Source organism: Flavobacterium sp. SH_e (genome assembly GCF_025717045.1).
Taxonomy (GTDB): domain Bacteria; phylum Bacteroidota; class Bacteroidia; order Flavobacteriales; family Flavobacteriaceae; genus Flavobacterium.
In genome coordinates this window covers 182,897-197,646 of record NZ_JAOVZN010000008.1, presented here as the reverse complement: position 1 = coordinate 197,646, position 14,750 = coordinate 182,897, and the positions used below count along the sequence as shown (strand labels likewise).

The following is a 14,750-nucleotide window of genomic DNA, read 5'->3' as shown; positions in this document are numbered from 1 at the left end:
CTGCAAAAATAAGGATATTTAAGGTTTTGAACCAGCATTACATGGTAAAATTATAATAAAATAAGGTACATCTTCATTTGGACTCTTTTATTTTATTAAATTAGAATTCAATTTCAATATAACATGACAATTATCATCTTAATAATTGTGCTTTAATTGGAAATTTGCGACAAATAAAAACAAGTTTATGAGGGAGCAAAGTTGTTTTCATTGTGGTTTATCTATTGAACAAAATGAAGAAATTGAGTTTGATGATAAGAAGTTTTGTTGTACAGGCTGTAAAACGGTTTACGAAATTTTCAGCATTAACGACTTAACCTCTTATTATGATTTTGAAAAATCGCCTGGCGCCACGCCACAAGACATTAAAGGCAAATATGATTTTTTAGAAAACGAAGCTATACTTTCTAAAGTTTTAGAATTTCAGGAAGGAAACACAGCAATCGTTTCTTTGAATATTCCGCACATTCACTGTAGTTCTTGTATTTGGATTTTGGAGAATCTAAATCGTCTTCAAGCAGGAATTAGTACTTCACAAGTTAATTTTCATGAAAAAAGAGTTCGAATTACGTTTAATTCAGATATCGTTTCTTTAAAAGAAATTGTTTATCTGCTAAGTTCTATTGGTTACGAACCTTATATAAGTCTAGAAAATTACGGAACTGCAAAAGCTAAAGTAGACAGAAGTCTAACCTATAAATTGGGTGTTGCATTCTTTTGTTTTGGAAATATTATGCTGCTTTCATTTCCAGAATATTTCGAAATGAAAGAATTCTGGTTGGATAGTTACAAGCCGTTTTTCAGATTACTGATTTTTGTTTTAGCATTGCCAAGTTTCTTGTACTCAGCAAGCGGATATTATGTTTCTGCTTATCATAGCATTAGAACCAGAATGCTTAACATTGATATTCCCATTGCTTTAGGTATCATCGTGATGTTTATTCGCAGTACATATGATATGCTAATGGATCACGGTCCAGGATTTTTTGACAGTTTAGCCAGTTTAGTATTTTTTATGCTTCTTGGTAAAATGTTTCAAATTAAAACGTATAGTTTTTTAAGCTTCGAAAGAGATTTTAAATCCTATTTCCCAATTGCTGTTACTAAAATCAATAATGATGCTACTGAAGATAATGTCGCTATTTACGATGTTTTAAAAGGAGATCGATTATTAATTCGAAATCAAGAACTTATACCAGTTGATGGGATTTTAATTAGCGAAAGTGCAGAAATAGATTATAGTTTTGTTACAGGAGAAGCAGTTCCAATTACTAAAAAGTCTGGTGATAAAGTATTTGCAGGAGGAAAACAGATTGGAAAAATAATAGAAATGGAAGTGTTGCATTCTGTTTCACAAAGTTATTTAACTCAATTGTGGAGTAACGAAATTTTTCAGAAAAAAGTAGATCAGAAACACAAAACCATTACAGATGCAATAAGTCGATATTTTACCCCTATTTTATTGCTAATTGCATTTGCTGGTTTTGGATATTGGATTTTTATTGACGCCAACACTGCTTTTAATGTTTTTACAGCAGTTTTAATTGTGGCTTGTCCTTGTGCTTTGGCCCTCACAGCTCCGTTCACTTTTGGAAACATATTGCGAATTTTGGGGAAGAAGAAATTTTACTTGAAAAATGCTATTGTAATCGAACAGCTAGCTAAAGTTGATACGATTGTTTTTGATAAAACAGGAACCATTACAACCAACAAGAAGTCGAATATAATATATGAAGGAAATCCCATTTCAGAAACAGATATTGTGTTGATTAAAAATGTATTACGAGGTTCAAATCACCCATTAAGCCGAATGCTTTATGATTTTCTGCCAGAAGCTAAACGTCTAGCTGTTGAAGATTTTCAAGAGATTACAGGAAAGGGAATTTTAGCTACTATTGAGGAAAAAGAAATTAAAATTGGTTCAGGACAATTTGTAGATGATATAGTTGCAGATGGTTCGGAAATTGAAAAAACAGCATTGCATATCAAAATAGGAGAGGTTTATTTGGGAAAATTTACTTTTCAAAATCAATATAGGGAAGGTCTCGAAAAACTTTTTGCAAATCTGAGTACAGCTTATGAAATAAAAGTGCTTTCTGGGGACAATGACGGCGAAAGGTCTAATTTAGAAGCTATTTTGCCAAAAGGAACTGAGTTGATTTTTAATCAGAAACCAGAACAAAAACTCGAATACATAAAGAAACTTCAAGAAAAAGGGCAAAATGTAATGATGGTTGGCGACGGATTGAATGATGCTGGAGCGTTGGCGCAAAGTAATGTTGGAATCTCAATTTCAGAGAATGTGAATGTCTTTTCTCCAGCGTGCGATGCAATTTTAGATGCGTCAGAATTTTCACGCTTGAATTACTTTTTGAAGCTATCTCACAAAGCAATTTCGATCATAAAAATGAGCTTTACTTTATCATTGCTTTACAACGTTGTTGGACTTGCATTTGCGGTTACAGGAAATCTACTTCCTTTGGTTGCTGCGATCATAATGCCGTTAAGCACAATTACGATTGTAAGTTTTGTAACTTTTATGTCTAACTATTTCAGTAACAGAAATTTAGAATAATTATAAATAATTTAAAAAATTATTTTTATAAATTTAACATAACTTTTTGTTTATGATAATTATCATATTTTATGCGCCTTTAACGAAGTAATTTTGTTAATATAAATCTAAGGTATGAGTGTTATTTATCTATTAATTTCAGTAAGTATTTTTGTGGCAATCTGTTTCTTTATTGCCTTTATTGTCGCTGTCAAATCTGGACAGTATGATGATGATTATACACCTTCAGTCAGAATTCTTTTTGATGACGAAACCAAAATTAATTCCCAAAATAATAATTCACCAATCGAAGAAAAACAAGTATAATTATGGAAATGGAACAGTTTTATTACGACAACAAAATTGTAAAAAAATTCATTTACGCCACAATACTCTTTGGTGTTGTGGGTATGTTAGTGGGACTTACCCTTGCGGTAATGTACCTTTTTCCCAACATGACAGATGGGATTTCGTGGCTTAGTTACGGCCGTTTGAGACCGTTACACACCAACGCAGTTATTTTTGCCTTTGTGGGTAATGCTTTTTTTGCCGGTATGTACTACTCGCTGCAAAGATTGCTAAAAGCCAGAATGTTTAGTGATTTTTTAAGTAACCTTCATTTCTGGGGATGGCAGCTAATTATTGTCGCTGCAGCAATTACACTTCCGTTAGGTTATACTTCTTCTAAAGAATATGCAGAACTAGAGTGGCCAATTGATATTGCAATCGCTTTAATTTGGGTTGTAATGGGAATCAATATGATAGGAACCATGCTCCGTCGTAGAGAGCGTCACCTATATGTTGCAATTTGGTTTTATTTAGCAACATTTGTAACGGTAGCGGTATTACACATTTTTAACAACATCGAAATTCCAGTTTCAGGCTTAAAAAGTTATTCTGTATATGCTGGTGTTCAAGATGCGCTTGTACAATGGTGGTATGGACATAATGCGGTTGCATTCTTTTTAACAACTCCGTTCTTAGGGTTAATGTATTATTTTGTCCCTAAAATTGCAAACAGACCTGTTTACTCATACAGATTATCTATTATTCACTTTTGGTCTTTAATCTTTATTTATATCTGGGCAGGACCACACCACTTGTTGTATTCTGCATTGCCAAACTGGGCTCAGAATTTAGGAGTTGCATTCTCAGTAATGTTAATTGCTCCATCTTGGGGAGGTATGATTAATGGTCTTCTTACATTAAGAGGAGCTTGGGATAAAGTTCGTGAAGAACCAGTTTTAAAATTCTTCGTGGTAGCAATTACAGGTTATGGTATGGCGACTTTTGAAGGTCCGATGTTATCTTTAAAAAACGTAAATGCTATTGCGCACTATACAGACTGGATCGTTGCACACGTACACGTAGGAGCTTTAGCTTGGAATGGTTTTATGTCATTTGCTATTATCTATTGGTTAATTCCAAGAATGACAAAATCAGAATTATTCTCTAAGAAATTGGCAAACTTCCATTTCTGGATTGGTACTTTAGGTATTATAGTTTATACAATTCCTTTATATGTAGCTGGTTTCCAGCAAGCTTCTATGTGGAAACAATTTAATCCAGACGGAACTTTAACTTATGGAAATTTCCTTGAAACGGTAACAGCTATTATGCCAATGTATTGGATGAGAGCTATCGGAGGTACGTTGTACTTAATTGGTATGCTTACATTGGTTTACAATATTATTATGACTGTAAAAGCAGGTCAGACAATTGAAGATGAATTGGCTCAAGCTCCAGCTTTACAAACAATAAAAAGCAGTAGATTAAGAGGAGAAAAATTCCACTCATGGTTAGAAAGAAAACCAATTCAGTTAACCATTTTAGCTACAATTGCAATTTTAATTGGAGGTATTATTCAGATTGTGCCAACGATTATGGTAAAATCAAATATTCCAACTATTTCAAGTGTAAAACCATATACACCGTTAGAATTGGAAGGACGCGATTTATACATTAGAGAAGGTTGTGTTGGATGTCACTCTCAATCTGTTCGTCCGTTTAGAAGTGAAGTTGAACGTTATGGAGTTCAATCAAAAGCAGGAGAGTTTGTATACGACCATCCATTTTTATGGGGATCAAAACGTACAGGGCCAGACTTATTAAGAGTAGGTGGTAAGTACAATGACAACTGGCACTTTAACCACATGTGGAATCCGCAAAGTACATCTGCGGGATCAATTATGCCAGGTTATAAATGGCTGTTTGATAATAAACCAATGGACATTTCATTGACACAAAAGAAAATGCAGGCAATGATTTCATTAGGTGTTCCATATTCTCCAGAAGATGTTGCAAATGCACAAAGAACTTTAAGAGAACAGGCAGTTAAAATAGAAAAAAGCTTAGAAAGCGATCCAGATTTCGTGAAGAGCTACGAAGACAGCCGTAAAAAAGCTGCAGCAAAAGGCGAGAAATTCATTCCGATGAATGAAAGAGAAATTGTTGCTTTGATCGCTTATATTCAAAGACTTGGTACTGATATTAAAGTAAAAGAAACTTCAAAATAACAGCATTATGTTTGAACAAATAAAACACAATATGGAAACAATATCGGGTGTAGAATTATACCCGATTATTTCCCTCTTGATTTTCTTTTTCTTCTTTGTAGGATTAGGCATTTGGGTGTTCTCTTATAGAAAAGAAAAAATTCAAGAAATGAGTAATATACCTTTAGATGAAGGACTTAGTGTAATACCAAAAGATAGATAAAAATGAAAAAGTTTTTCCCAGTATATGTTAGAGTGCCGCTGATTTTCTTCATCGTATTTGCTTTGATGGAATATTTTATAGACTCAGGCGATAAACCAGCTTTTATAAAATTCCCTATGGTTTCGCTCTTTTTATTTGTCTTTTTGTTTATTCTGATTGCTATCGAAATTACGCTTAGTGCTGTAAATCGAGTGATGTATCAATTGTTATCACCAGAAGAGAAAGCGCAAAAAGAGTTTGAAGAAAGTTTAAGTTTCAAAGAGAGCACTTGGTTTAAAAACTTAATGCACAAATTGACTAAAACGGAGCCAATTGAAAAAGAAGCTGACTTATTGATGGATCATGATTATGACGGAATTAAAGAGTTGGATAATAATTTACCACCTTGGTGGGTGTATTTATTCTATATCTGTATTCTTTTTGGAGTAATCTACGTCGTTCGTTATGATGTTTTAGGTGCTGACAACCAAGAAATGGAATTGAAAAAAGAAATGGCGCAGGCAAAAATTGATGTTGAAGAATACATGAAAACTGCCCCAGATTTGATGGACGAAAAAACAGTTGTTTTATTAACTGACGAACCGAGTTTAGCAGCAGGAAAAGAAATCTTTACAACCAATTGTGCAGCCTGTCACCGTGCCGATGCAGGAGGACAGATTGGACCAAACCTTACAGACGATAGATGGATTTTAGGAGGAGGAATCAAAAATTTATTCCACACTATTACAAATGGAGGTAGAGATGGTAAAGGGATGATTGCCTGGAAAGGAACTCTTAAGCCAAAAGAAATACAAAAAGTTGCTAGTTATATTCTGTCTTTACAAGGAAGTAATCCAAAAGATCCAAAAGAAGCAGAAGGAGAAGTTTGGGTAGACGATAGCGCTCCTAAAACCGATGCCGCTGCAGCAACCGCAAAAGATACCACAGAAGTTAAAAAATAATTAGAATATCATGTCAAATTTACCAGACGAAGCTTTTAGAGATACCATTGGAACAATAGATGAAGGTGGTAAACGGAAATTTATTTTTCCTAAAAAACCGTCTGGTAAATTTTACGATTATAGAAAAATTGTCAGCTATGTTTTATTGGCAATTTTATTTATAAATCCGTTTATTAAAGTAAATGGAAATCAATTTATGATGTTCAATATTATCGAACGTCGTTTTAATATCTTTGGATTCCCTTTTTGGCCACAGGATTTTTATCTCTTCGTAATTTCAATGCTGATCGGCGTTGTATTTATACTCTTATTTACTGTCGTTTTTGGACGAATATTTTGTGGGTGGATTTGTCCGCAGACTATTTTCCTTGAGTTAGTTTTCCGTCGAATTGAATATTGGATTGATGGAGACCGGGGCGCACAAACTCGTTTAGCAAAACAAGAATGGAATGGCGAGAAAATTAGAAAAAGACTAACCAAATGGACTATTTTCTTTCTAATTTCCTTTCTTATTGCCAATGTGTTTTTGGCTTATTTGGTAGGAAGTGATGCCTTATTTTTAATGATTGAGCAAGGTCCAATTGCGCAAGCTAGTAATTTTATTGCACTTCTTATATTTACAGGTGTTTTCTATTTTGTTTTTGTTTGGTTTCGTGAACAGGTTTGTATTATTGCTTGTCCATACGGAAGATTGCAAGGTGTTCTTTTAGATAATAAATCTATAAATGTCGCTTACGATTTTGTTAGAGGTGAAAAAGAAGAAGGCCGTGCAAAATTCAAAAAAAATGAAGTTCGAGCATTAACAGGAAAAGGAGATTGTATCGATTGTCTTCAATGCGTTCATGTCTGTCCAATGGGAATTGACATTAGAAACGGAACGCAATTAGAATGTACAAACTGTACTGCTTGTATAGATGAGTGCGATCATATTATGGAATCTGTAGGTTTGCCAAAAGGTCTTATTCGTTATGCCTCTGAAGATGAAATTGTAAAAAAAGAACCTTTCAAATTTACCTCAAGAATGAAAGGATACACAGCTGTTCTTTTTATTTTATTGAGTGTTTTTGTTGGAATGCTGTTTTTGAGAACAGATGTTCAAGCGGTAGTTTTACGTTTACCAGGTCAGTTGTTTCAGCATAATGGAGAAAAAATCAGTAATGTTTACACCTATAAAATTGTAAACAAGACAATGAAAGATTACAGCGATATCCATTTTGAATTAATTGATCAGAAAGGAGAAATCAAGAATGTTGGAAAAAAACATTTTAAAGTTGCAAAAGAAGGAATTTCTCAAGGAACGTTGTTTATCGAAATTGATGAGGTTTTATTAGAAAGTGATAAAACAAAAGTAAAAATTGGAGTTTATAATGGTTCTCAACTCCTAGAAACAATAACTACAAATTTCTTAGGACCACGAAGTTTTAATTAAAATATCTACATTATGAAATTTAATTGGGGTACCGGCATTGTCATTGCATTCGGATTGTTTATGACATTTATTTTATATTTTGTTTTTGAAGTGCAGTCAAATTCTAAATACGATAATGATTTGGTTGTTGAAGAATATTACAAACACGACACGCACTTTCAGGAAGAAATGGCGAGAATTCAAAATGCTCACGATTTACAGCACAAACCATCAATCAAATATACTCAGGATGGTGTAGCAGTAACATTTCCGGCAGGATTTGAAAGTGATAAAGTGAAAGGAAATATCTTGTTGTATAGACCTTCAAATAAAAAATTTGATTTTAATACTCAAATTGCTTTAAACAATTCATCAATATTGATTCCGCAGAAAAAACTAATAAAAGGGCGTTGGGATGTGAATATGGAATGGCAATATGAAGGAAAAAAATATCTCACTAAAGAAGTTATTTACGTAAACTAAATCAAAATGTTATTTTCAGCTTTCTTTTTAGGTTTGATCAGTAGCTTGCATTGTGTTGGAATGTGCGGGCCAATTGCCATGATGCTTCCTGTAGATAGGCAAAATGAAGCTAAAAAGGTAACACAAATTATGACGTATCATTTAGGTCGTTTAACAGCTTATGCTTCAATAGGGTTAATTTTTGGATTACTCGGAAGAGGTTTTTTTCTGGCAGGATTACAACAGAAAATGTCAATTATTATTGGTGTCATAATGATTATTGTGGTTTTAATTCCAGAGAAGAAATTTGCTCAATACAATTTTTCTAAACCTGTTTATAGAATTATTTCAAAAATAAAAACCAATCTAGGAAGCCAATTTAAAAATAAGAGCTACAAATCTCTTTTTACAATTGGGCTTTTGAACGGTTTTCTTCCTTGCGGAATGGTTTATGTTGCATTATTCGGAGCAATTGCTATGCAAAGTGCTGGCTACGGAGTTCTTTATATGCTTTTATTCGGAATTGGAAGTATTCCGTTAATGACAATTGTAGTTTATGTAAACACGTTATTGAGATTGCCATTTAGAAATAAAATTAAGAAAGTAATCCCGTATGTAGCGGTTGTAATTGGGGTTTTATTTATCCTTCGCGGATTAGGCTTAGGAATTCCTTATATTTCCCCTTCTAACATGAGTTTATTTGTACAACAGACTCCAAACTGTCACTAAAAAGAATATTTTTTTAAAATTAATTTATACAGTCATCGAAAACAGATTTGTTTCCGGTGACTTTCTTTTTAGATGTAAATCGAATGCCATACAGATATTACGAACAAAAGGTCTGCCTTCTTCTGTAATTCTTATTTTATTACTTTCAATAACAATTAAATTATCGTTTTCGATTTCTTTCAAAGCAATTAAAACTTCAGGTAGTTCAGCAAAATTTAGAGATTCTGCAGTCCAAGAAGTTTCCAATTCGCAAGTTAGGTTTAGAATATGTTTTCTAATAATTAGATCTTCATCATTTAAAATATGACCTTTTACAACAGGAAGTTTTTCAGATTCTAAAATCTCATAATATTCTTCAAGACTTTTTGTGTTTTGAGCAAAACTGTACCAGCTATCGCTTATTGAAGAAACACCAAGTCCAATCATAAGTTGAGTTTTAGACGAGCTATAACCCATAAAGTTTCTGTGCAGATTCCCGTTATGAGCAGCTTTGTATAAACTGTCATCGGCTAAAGCAAAATGATCCATACCAATTTCATGATAGCCATTTTGAAGCAATAGTTTTTTACCTATTTCGTATAATTTTCTTTTTTCAGCATCTTTGGGAAGATTCTCTTCATTAAATCCGCGTTGCCCGTTTCCTTTTATCCAAGGCACGTGCGCATAGCTGTAAAAAGCTAATCGATCTGGTTTTAATGAGTTTGTTTTTTCAACCGTATCAATTACATCTTCAATAGTTTGAAATGGAAGGCCAAAAATAATATCGTGTCCAATTGAAGTATACCCAATCTCTTTTGCCCAAAAAGTTACTTTAGCAACATTATGAAAAGGTTGGATTCTATTTATTGCTTTTTGAACAGTAGCGGAGTAATCTTGAACTCCAAAACTTACTCGGCGAAAGCCTAAATCATATAATTTTTTAAGCTGCTCGTAAGTGGTATTATTAGGATGTCCTTCAAAACTAAATTCGTGATTTTCTGCTTTTACAGCATGAACAAAAATTCCATTAATAAGGCTTTCTAAATTCTCTTTTGAAAAAAATGTTGGAGTTCCTCCTCCTAAATGAATTTCTTTAATAATAGGTTTTTCTGGAAGAAATTCGCAATATAAACTCCATTCTTTTAAAACCGCTTGAATGTATTTTTCTTCTACGGAGTGATTTTTTGTAATTCGTTTATTGCATCCACAAAATGTGCACATGCTTTCACAAAAAGGCAGATGAATATACAAACTGATTCCGTTCTTCGAATTACTTTCTGAAAATGATTTCTGTAAAGTTGTGATCCATTTTTCTGCGGTAAAGTCTGCTTCATTCCAGTACGGAACTGTCGGATAACTAGTATATCTTGGACCTGGGACATTGTATTTTTGAGTCAAAGAAATTTTCATAACGACGGATTTAGTTTACATCAAAATTAAAACTTCAAATAGAGACATAAAATGACAAATATCATGAAAACTGTAAAAAAAAAGAGACCCAAAATTTGAGTCTCCTTATTGAATTAAATAACTAACGTGATATAGAATCTTGGATGATTTTAAGCCATTTTTTCGCAAACTGATGATCTTGATAAACGCTAATTTGTTTGATGCGGTCATCATCAAAATCATAGAATGGAATTATTATTTTTTTAGATGTTATTTTTTCTTGAAATTCAAAATCGATTTTAATGATTGCATCTGAATTTGAATCGGTTGTTGGAACAAGTTTGCATGAAGCAATTGTATTCAAATCAACATATATCGACTCTTGCTGATTTGGATTGAAATTCATTAAAATGAATTTATTATTTTTCTGGTCAATTGTTAAGGTTTTATTATTGATAGATTCAGTCAAGTCAAAACTCTCAGGATTTGTTGGATTGAATCGTTTCTTAATGTTTAAAATTCTTGATTTACTAGCCGCCGACGAGCGTGCAGAAAAATATACTGGGATAGCAACAATAATTAAAATCACAATACCCATTATTGTGGTTGTAGTTTCCATAATGTTTTTTAATGAAATAAATAAAATGATATGCGAAACAGTCTTCAGGTTGAAAACAGTTTACTTAAAAAATGAAGAATAAATCTTCAAAAAGAGATCAGATATTTATTTACCAGAAAAAATGGAAAGCATAGAGTATGACTAAAACCTTTTTACTTTGAGTAGTAAAGAGTTTAGTATATGCTGTAATAGATGTAACGGTTTGATGTTGTGGTGCGAGCGGTAAAAGAGAATCAAAACATTTGATTATTCCAGACGGATTTGTTTTGACGTTTGCTGCAAATTGATAGCTCCCTTGAGGCTGAATAAATGCAGATGAATCTGCAAAGTCTTTACAGAAATTCATGTCCGATTTTGTTTCAATAACGCGTACAGAAGACTGATCTGCTTGATAAGCAAATAAACCTGCAAGTAAAAGTACAATGAAAATAACGGTTTTACGAATCCAATTCATGTCGGCGAATTTAAGTCATAAAACACAATAAAAGAAATTTTAAAGAATTAATTAACACTCAAAAAATATCCTCAGCCTTTTTTCATAAAAAACTGAGGATTTATTAAGTTATTGTTGCATTTTAAAGTAGTAATCTGCAGAATGTTTGCCACTTCCATAAAATAAGAAGAATGTGCAGACCAATAATACAACTACAGCCAGAAGCAAACTTTCAGAGTGCATTTTTCCCATAGAGTTTACGAGAACAGCTCCAAATAAGATAGGTAATTGAGCTGCGATTGCCCATCTGGTTAATAGTCCAAAAATAATCATTATACCACCAATCATGTGGGCTGGAGCAATGTAATGTAGCATAAACATACCTCCGCCATACTTATCGATAGGGGAAATCAAATCATGCAGGTATTGAACATTGGTGACGAAAGAGACACCTTTCATAAATAAAAATCCACCCAAAACAATACGTACTAAATCAACTGGTAAATAAGTGTGCGAATTTGCCCATTTATTCAAACTTTTTACATTTTCCATGATGTTGTGTGATTAAAAATTATATACTAAGTTACTAATTTTTAATCAGATATTTATTTTTAACATCTTGAAAATAAGTTTTTTGCTTTTTATTTAACTCATTATTGAGAATTCTTGAATCGTTAAACTTGAATGACTCCTAAATTGAATGGTTTTTGAATAGGAGCGTGATTTGCAGCTTCTATTCCCATCGAAATCCAATTGCGAGTTTCTAAAGGATCGATGATCGCATCTGTCCAAAGTCTCGATGCGGCATAGTATGGTGAAGTCTGCTCGTCGTAACGTGCTTTTATTCTATTGAATAGTTCTGTTTCTTTCGCTTCATCGACTTTTTCTCCTTTCGCTTTAAGCGAAGAAGCTTCGATTTGCGCCAAAACTTTTGCGGCTTGAGTTCCGCCCATTACGGCAAGTTCTGCACTCGGCCAAGCAAATATTAATCGAGGATCATAGGCTTTTCCACACATTGCGTAATTTCCAGCTCCGTATGAATTTCCAACGATAACAGTAAATTTTGGAACTACAGAATTACTCACAGCATTTACCATTTTGGCACCATCCTTAATAATTCCGCCATGTTCTGATTTTGAACCAACCATAAAACCAGTAACATCTTGTAAAAACACCAAAGGAATTTTTTTCTGATTGCAGTTTGCTATAAAACGAGTGGCTTTATCAGCACTATCCGAATAAATAACGCCTCCAAACTGCATTTCGCCTTTTTTGGTTTTTACTACTTTTCTTTGATTCGCAACAATTCCGACAGCCCAACCATCGATTCTGGCATAACCTGTAATAAGGGATTGTCCGTAGCCTTCTTTGTAGGCTTCAAATTCTGAATTATCAACCAAACGCTTGATAATTTCCATCATATCGTATTGTTCGGTTCTTGTTTTCGGAAGAATTCCGTAGATTTCATTTGGATCTAAAGCAGGTTTTTCGGCTTTGATTCTGCTGTAGCCAGCTTTATCAAAATCGCCAATTTTATCTACAATGTTTTTGATTTTATTTAAAGCATCTTTATCGTCTTTAGCTTTGTAATCAGTCACACCTGAAATTTCGCAATGCGTTGTTGCTCCGCCTAAAGTTTCGTTATCGATTGTTTCTCCAATAGCAGCTTTTACTAAATAGCTTCCAGCAAGAAAAATACTTCCAGTTTTATCAACGATTAGAGCTTCGTCGCTCATAATTGGCAGATAAGCTCCACCAGCAACACAGCTTCCCATAACGGCAGCGATTTGTGTAATTCCCATACTGCTCATTTGAGCGTTGTTTCTAAAAATACGTCCGAAATGTTCTTTATCTGGAAAAATTTCATCTTGCATTGGCAGATAAACTCCTGCGCTGTCAACAAGATAAATAATCGGAAGGCGGTTTTCCATAGCAATTTCCTGCGCACGAAGGTTTTTCTTTCCTGTTATCGGAAACCAAGCTCCAGCTTTTACAGTCGCGTCATTGGCAACCACAATACATTGTTTTCCTCTAATGTAGCCAATTTTTACAACTACACCACCAGAAGGGCATCCCCCGTGTTCCGTGTACATTCCTTCACCAGCAAAACCTCCAATTTCAATACTTTTTGAATTTTCATCCAATAAATAAGCAATTCTTTCACGAGCGGTCATTTTACCTTCAGAATGCAATTTCTCGATTCTTTTTTCGCCTCCGCCCAATTTTACTTTGGCAAATTTTTGTTTTAGTTCAGAAAGAAGTAATTTATTGTGATCTTCGTTTTTATTGAAGTTTAAATCCATGATGTAGTATTGATTTGATAAAATAGTGTTGGCTAATTTACAAAATCAATTGAAATAAAAGAGTTCCTTTATGAATTAAGAAATGGTATTAAATAAAAAAACATCCGTTTAGTGGATGTTTCTATTTTTGGAGTTCTAATTAAAATTATTTTTTAGTACCGCAAACCATTTGTTTTAATAAAGCCCACTGTTTTAAGGCATCTCGAGCTTCAACCGCAGGATATCCTAACATGGTTTTTCCTGCAGGAACATCTCCGGTAACGCCAGATCCAGCACCAATTATGGCACCATCTCCAATTGTAGTGTGGTCTTTTATAGAAGCGCTTCCGCCAATAATAACCCCGTTTCCTAGGGTTACAGAACCTGCTAAACCACTGTTTCCAGCCATAATGCAGAATTTGCCTAATTTGCTATTATGTCCAATCTGGACTAAGTTGTCTATTTTACAGCCATCGCCAAGAATTGTAGAGCTGAATTTTCCGCGATCAACACACGAATTTGCGCCAATTTCAACTCCATTTCCTACGATAACATTTCCAATTTGCGGTATCTTTACCAATCCTTTTTCTGTGCAAGGACGAAATCCAAAACCATCTGCACCAATTGTGGCGTTTGGATGAATGATGCATTCGCTTCCAATATGACAACGTTCGCGAATAACAGTTCCAGACCAGATAATCGTGTTTCTTCCAATTGTGCATTCGTCTAAAATAGTCACGTTAGGATAAATTACGGTATTAGCGCCAATTTCTACTTTTGGGCCAATGTAGCAACCAGCACCAATTTTAGCGCCTTCACCAATTATAGCAGTTTCGTCTATAGTTGCTGTTTTATGAATATTGTTATGAAAGATTGGGGCAGGGGGAGCAAAAAGGGCAAGGATTTGTGACATTGCCAAATCGGCATTTTTTACTTTTATAAAAGCGCGATTCTCTCCAGGCTCTATTGAAATATCTTCGTTTACAACTGCAATTGAAGCATTAGATGTCGACCAGTATTTTTCGTATTTTTTATTTCCGATAAATGAGATTTCCGAAGTTGTTGCTTTTTCTAATTGTTCTGTAGCAGTTACGCTTTGTGAAGTACTGCCGTAAATTACGCCATTAATAACTTCGCTAATTTCTTGAATTGAATAGGATCTCATTGACAAATTTTAATCGACTAAAGGGTTATTTTTTGCCAAATAAAATGAATTAGATTTTAATTACCTAATTA

At 33.7% G+C, this 14,750-nt stretch carries 14 protein-coding genes; 8 read left to right on the top strand and 6 right to left on the bottom strand.

All coding sequences use genetic code 11. The features are described from left to right. Positions 1–187 precede the first annotated feature (187 nt). The 8 genes from OD917_RS18905 (at position 188) to OD917_RS18870 (ending at position 8,812) form a co-directional block, all read left to right on the top strand. Complete coding sequence (locus tag OD917_RS18905; RefSeq protein WP_263524980.1) at positions 188–2,575, top strand: heavy metal translocating P-type ATPase; 2,388 nt, start codon at positions 188–190, stop codon at positions 2,573–2,575. A 114-nt stretch (positions 2,576–2,689) separates the two neighbouring features. Beyond that, entirely contained in the window at positions 2,690–2,881 is a 192-nt protein-coding gene (gene ccoS, locus OD917_RS18900; RefSeq protein WP_008462657.1) for a cbb3-type cytochrome oxidase assembly protein CcoS, read from the top strand. A 2-nt stretch (positions 2,882–2,883) separates the two neighbouring features. After that, positions 2,884–5,070: a cytochrome-c oxidase, cbb3-type subunit I gene (gene ccoN, locus OD917_RS18895; RefSeq protein ID WP_263524979.1), complete on the top strand. Its 2,187-nt coding sequence runs from the start codon at positions 2,884–2,886 to the stop codon at positions 5,068–5,070. Between the two features lie 7 nt (positions 5,071–5,077). Next, positions 5,078–5,272, top strand: a complete 195-nt coding sequence (locus OD917_RS18890) for a CcoQ/FixQ family Cbb3-type cytochrome c oxidase assembly chaperone (protein ID WP_263524978.1) — start codon at positions 5,078–5,080, stop codon at positions 5,270–5,272. A 2-nt stretch (positions 5,273–5,274) separates the two neighbouring features. Continuing rightward, entirely contained in the window at positions 5,275–6,213 is a 939-nt protein-coding gene (locus OD917_RS18885) for a cbb3-type cytochrome c oxidase N-terminal domain-containing protein (protein ID WP_263524977.1), read from the top strand. Between the two features lie 10 nt (positions 6,214–6,223). Continuing rightward, positions 6,224–7,642, top strand: coding sequence for a cytochrome c oxidase accessory protein CcoG (ccoG, locus tag OD917_RS18880; RefSeq protein ID WP_263524976.1), 1,419 nt, complete (start codon positions 6,224–6,226; stop codon positions 7,640–7,642). A gap of 12 nt (positions 7,643–7,654) precedes the next feature. Next, positions 7,655–8,104, top strand: a complete 450-nt coding sequence (locus OD917_RS18875) for a FixH family protein (RefSeq protein ID WP_263524974.1) — start codon at positions 7,655–7,657, stop codon at positions 8,102–8,104. A 6-nt stretch (positions 8,105–8,110) separates the two neighbouring features. Further along, positions 8,111–8,812, top strand: a complete 702-nt coding sequence (locus tag OD917_RS18870) for a sulfite exporter TauE/SafE family protein (RefSeq protein ID WP_263524972.1) — start codon at positions 8,111–8,113, stop codon at positions 8,810–8,812. Positions 8,813–8,836: 24 nt separating this feature from the next. Here the strand turns inward: OD917_RS18870 and hemN are convergent, their stop codons facing one another. The 6 genes from hemN to lpxD all read right to left on the bottom strand — a co-directional run bounded on the left by hemN (position 8,837) and on the right by lpxD (position 14,679). Then, the gene (hemN, locus tag OD917_RS18865; RefSeq protein WP_263524971.1) at positions 8,837–10,201 is read right to left on the bottom strand and encodes an oxygen-independent coproporphyrinogen III oxidase; all 1,365 of its coding nucleotides are present in this window, start codon (positions 10,199–10,201) and stop codon (positions 8,837–8,839) included. 121 nt (positions 10,202–10,322) lie between these two features. Continuing rightward, a complete protein-coding gene (locus OD917_RS18860) occupies positions 10,323–10,799 on the bottom strand; it encodes a hypothetical protein (protein ID WP_263524970.1) in 477 nt (158 codons plus the stop codon). A 109-nt stretch (positions 10,800–10,908) separates the two neighbouring features. Next, positions 10,909–11,253, bottom strand: a complete 345-nt coding sequence (locus OD917_RS18855; protein ID WP_263524969.1) for a hypothetical protein — start codon at positions 11,251–11,253, stop codon at positions 10,909–10,911. A 108-nt stretch (positions 11,254–11,361) separates the two neighbouring features. Further along, positions 11,362–11,784: a DoxX family protein gene (locus tag OD917_RS18850; protein WP_263524968.1), complete on the bottom strand. Its 423-nt coding sequence runs from the start codon at positions 11,782–11,784 to the stop codon at positions 11,362–11,364. Between the two features lie 122 nt (positions 11,785–11,906). Beyond that, positions 11,907–13,535, bottom strand: coding sequence for an acyl-CoA carboxylase subunit beta (locus OD917_RS18845; protein ID WP_263524967.1), 1,629 nt, complete (start codon positions 13,533–13,535; stop codon positions 11,907–11,909). Between the two features lie 145 nt (positions 13,536–13,680). Next, positions 13,681–14,679, bottom strand: a complete 999-nt coding sequence (gene lpxD, locus OD917_RS18840) for a UDP-3-O-(3-hydroxymyristoyl)glucosamine N-acyltransferase (RefSeq protein ID WP_263524966.1) — start codon at positions 14,677–14,679, stop codon at positions 13,681–13,683. Positions 14,680–14,750: the final 71 nt, after the last annotated feature.

Bases quoted from the DNA above. Each gene is read 5' to 3' on its own strand.
- OD917_RS18905 (WP_263524980.1), top strand. From the start codon at position 188: ATGAGGGAGCAAAGTTGTTTTCATTGTGGTTTATCTATTGAACAAAAT.
- ccoS (WP_008462657.1), top strand. From the start codon at position 2,690: ATGAGTGTTATTTATCTATTAATTTCAGTAAGTATTTTTGTGGCAATC.
- ccoN (WP_263524979.1), top strand. From the start codon at position 2,884: ATGGAAATGGAACAGTTTTATTACGACAACAAAATTGTAAAAAAATTC.
- OD917_RS18890 (WP_263524978.1), top strand. From the start codon at position 5,078: ATGTTTGAACAAATAAAACACAATATGGAAACAATATCGGGTGTAGAA.
- OD917_RS18885 (WP_263524977.1), top strand. From the start codon at position 5,275: ATGAAAAAGTTTTTCCCAGTATATGTTAGAGTGCCGCTGATTTTCTTC.
- ccoG (WP_263524976.1), top strand. From the start codon at position 6,224: ATGTCAAATTTACCAGACGAAGCTTTTAGAGATACCATTGGAACAATA.
- OD917_RS18875 (WP_263524974.1), top strand. From the start codon at position 7,655: ATGAAATTTAATTGGGGTACCGGCATTGTCATTGCATTCGGATTGTTT.
- OD917_RS18870 (WP_263524972.1), top strand. From the start codon at position 8,111: ATGTTATTTTCAGCTTTCTTTTTAGGTTTGATCAGTAGCTTGCATTGT.
- hemN (WP_263524971.1), bottom strand. From the start codon at position 10,201: ATGAAAATTTCTTTGACTCAAAAATACAATGTCCCAGGTCCAAGATAT.
- OD917_RS18860 (WP_263524970.1), bottom strand. From the start codon at position 10,799: ATGGAAACTACAACCACAATAATGGGTATTGTGATTTTAATTATTGTT.
- OD917_RS18855 (WP_263524969.1), bottom strand. From the start codon at position 11,253: ATGAATTGGATTCGTAAAACCGTTATTTTCATTGTACTTTTACTTGCA.
- OD917_RS18850 (WP_263524968.1), bottom strand. From the start codon at position 11,784: ATGGAAAATGTAAAAAGTTTGAATAAATGGGCAAATTCGCACACTTAT.
- OD917_RS18845 (WP_263524967.1), bottom strand. From the start codon at position 13,535: ATGGATTTAAACTTCAATAAAAACGAAGATCACAATAAATTACTTCTT.
- lpxD (WP_263524966.1), bottom strand. From the start codon at position 14,679: ATGAGATCCTATTCAATTCAAGAAATTAGCGAAGTTATTAATGGCGTA.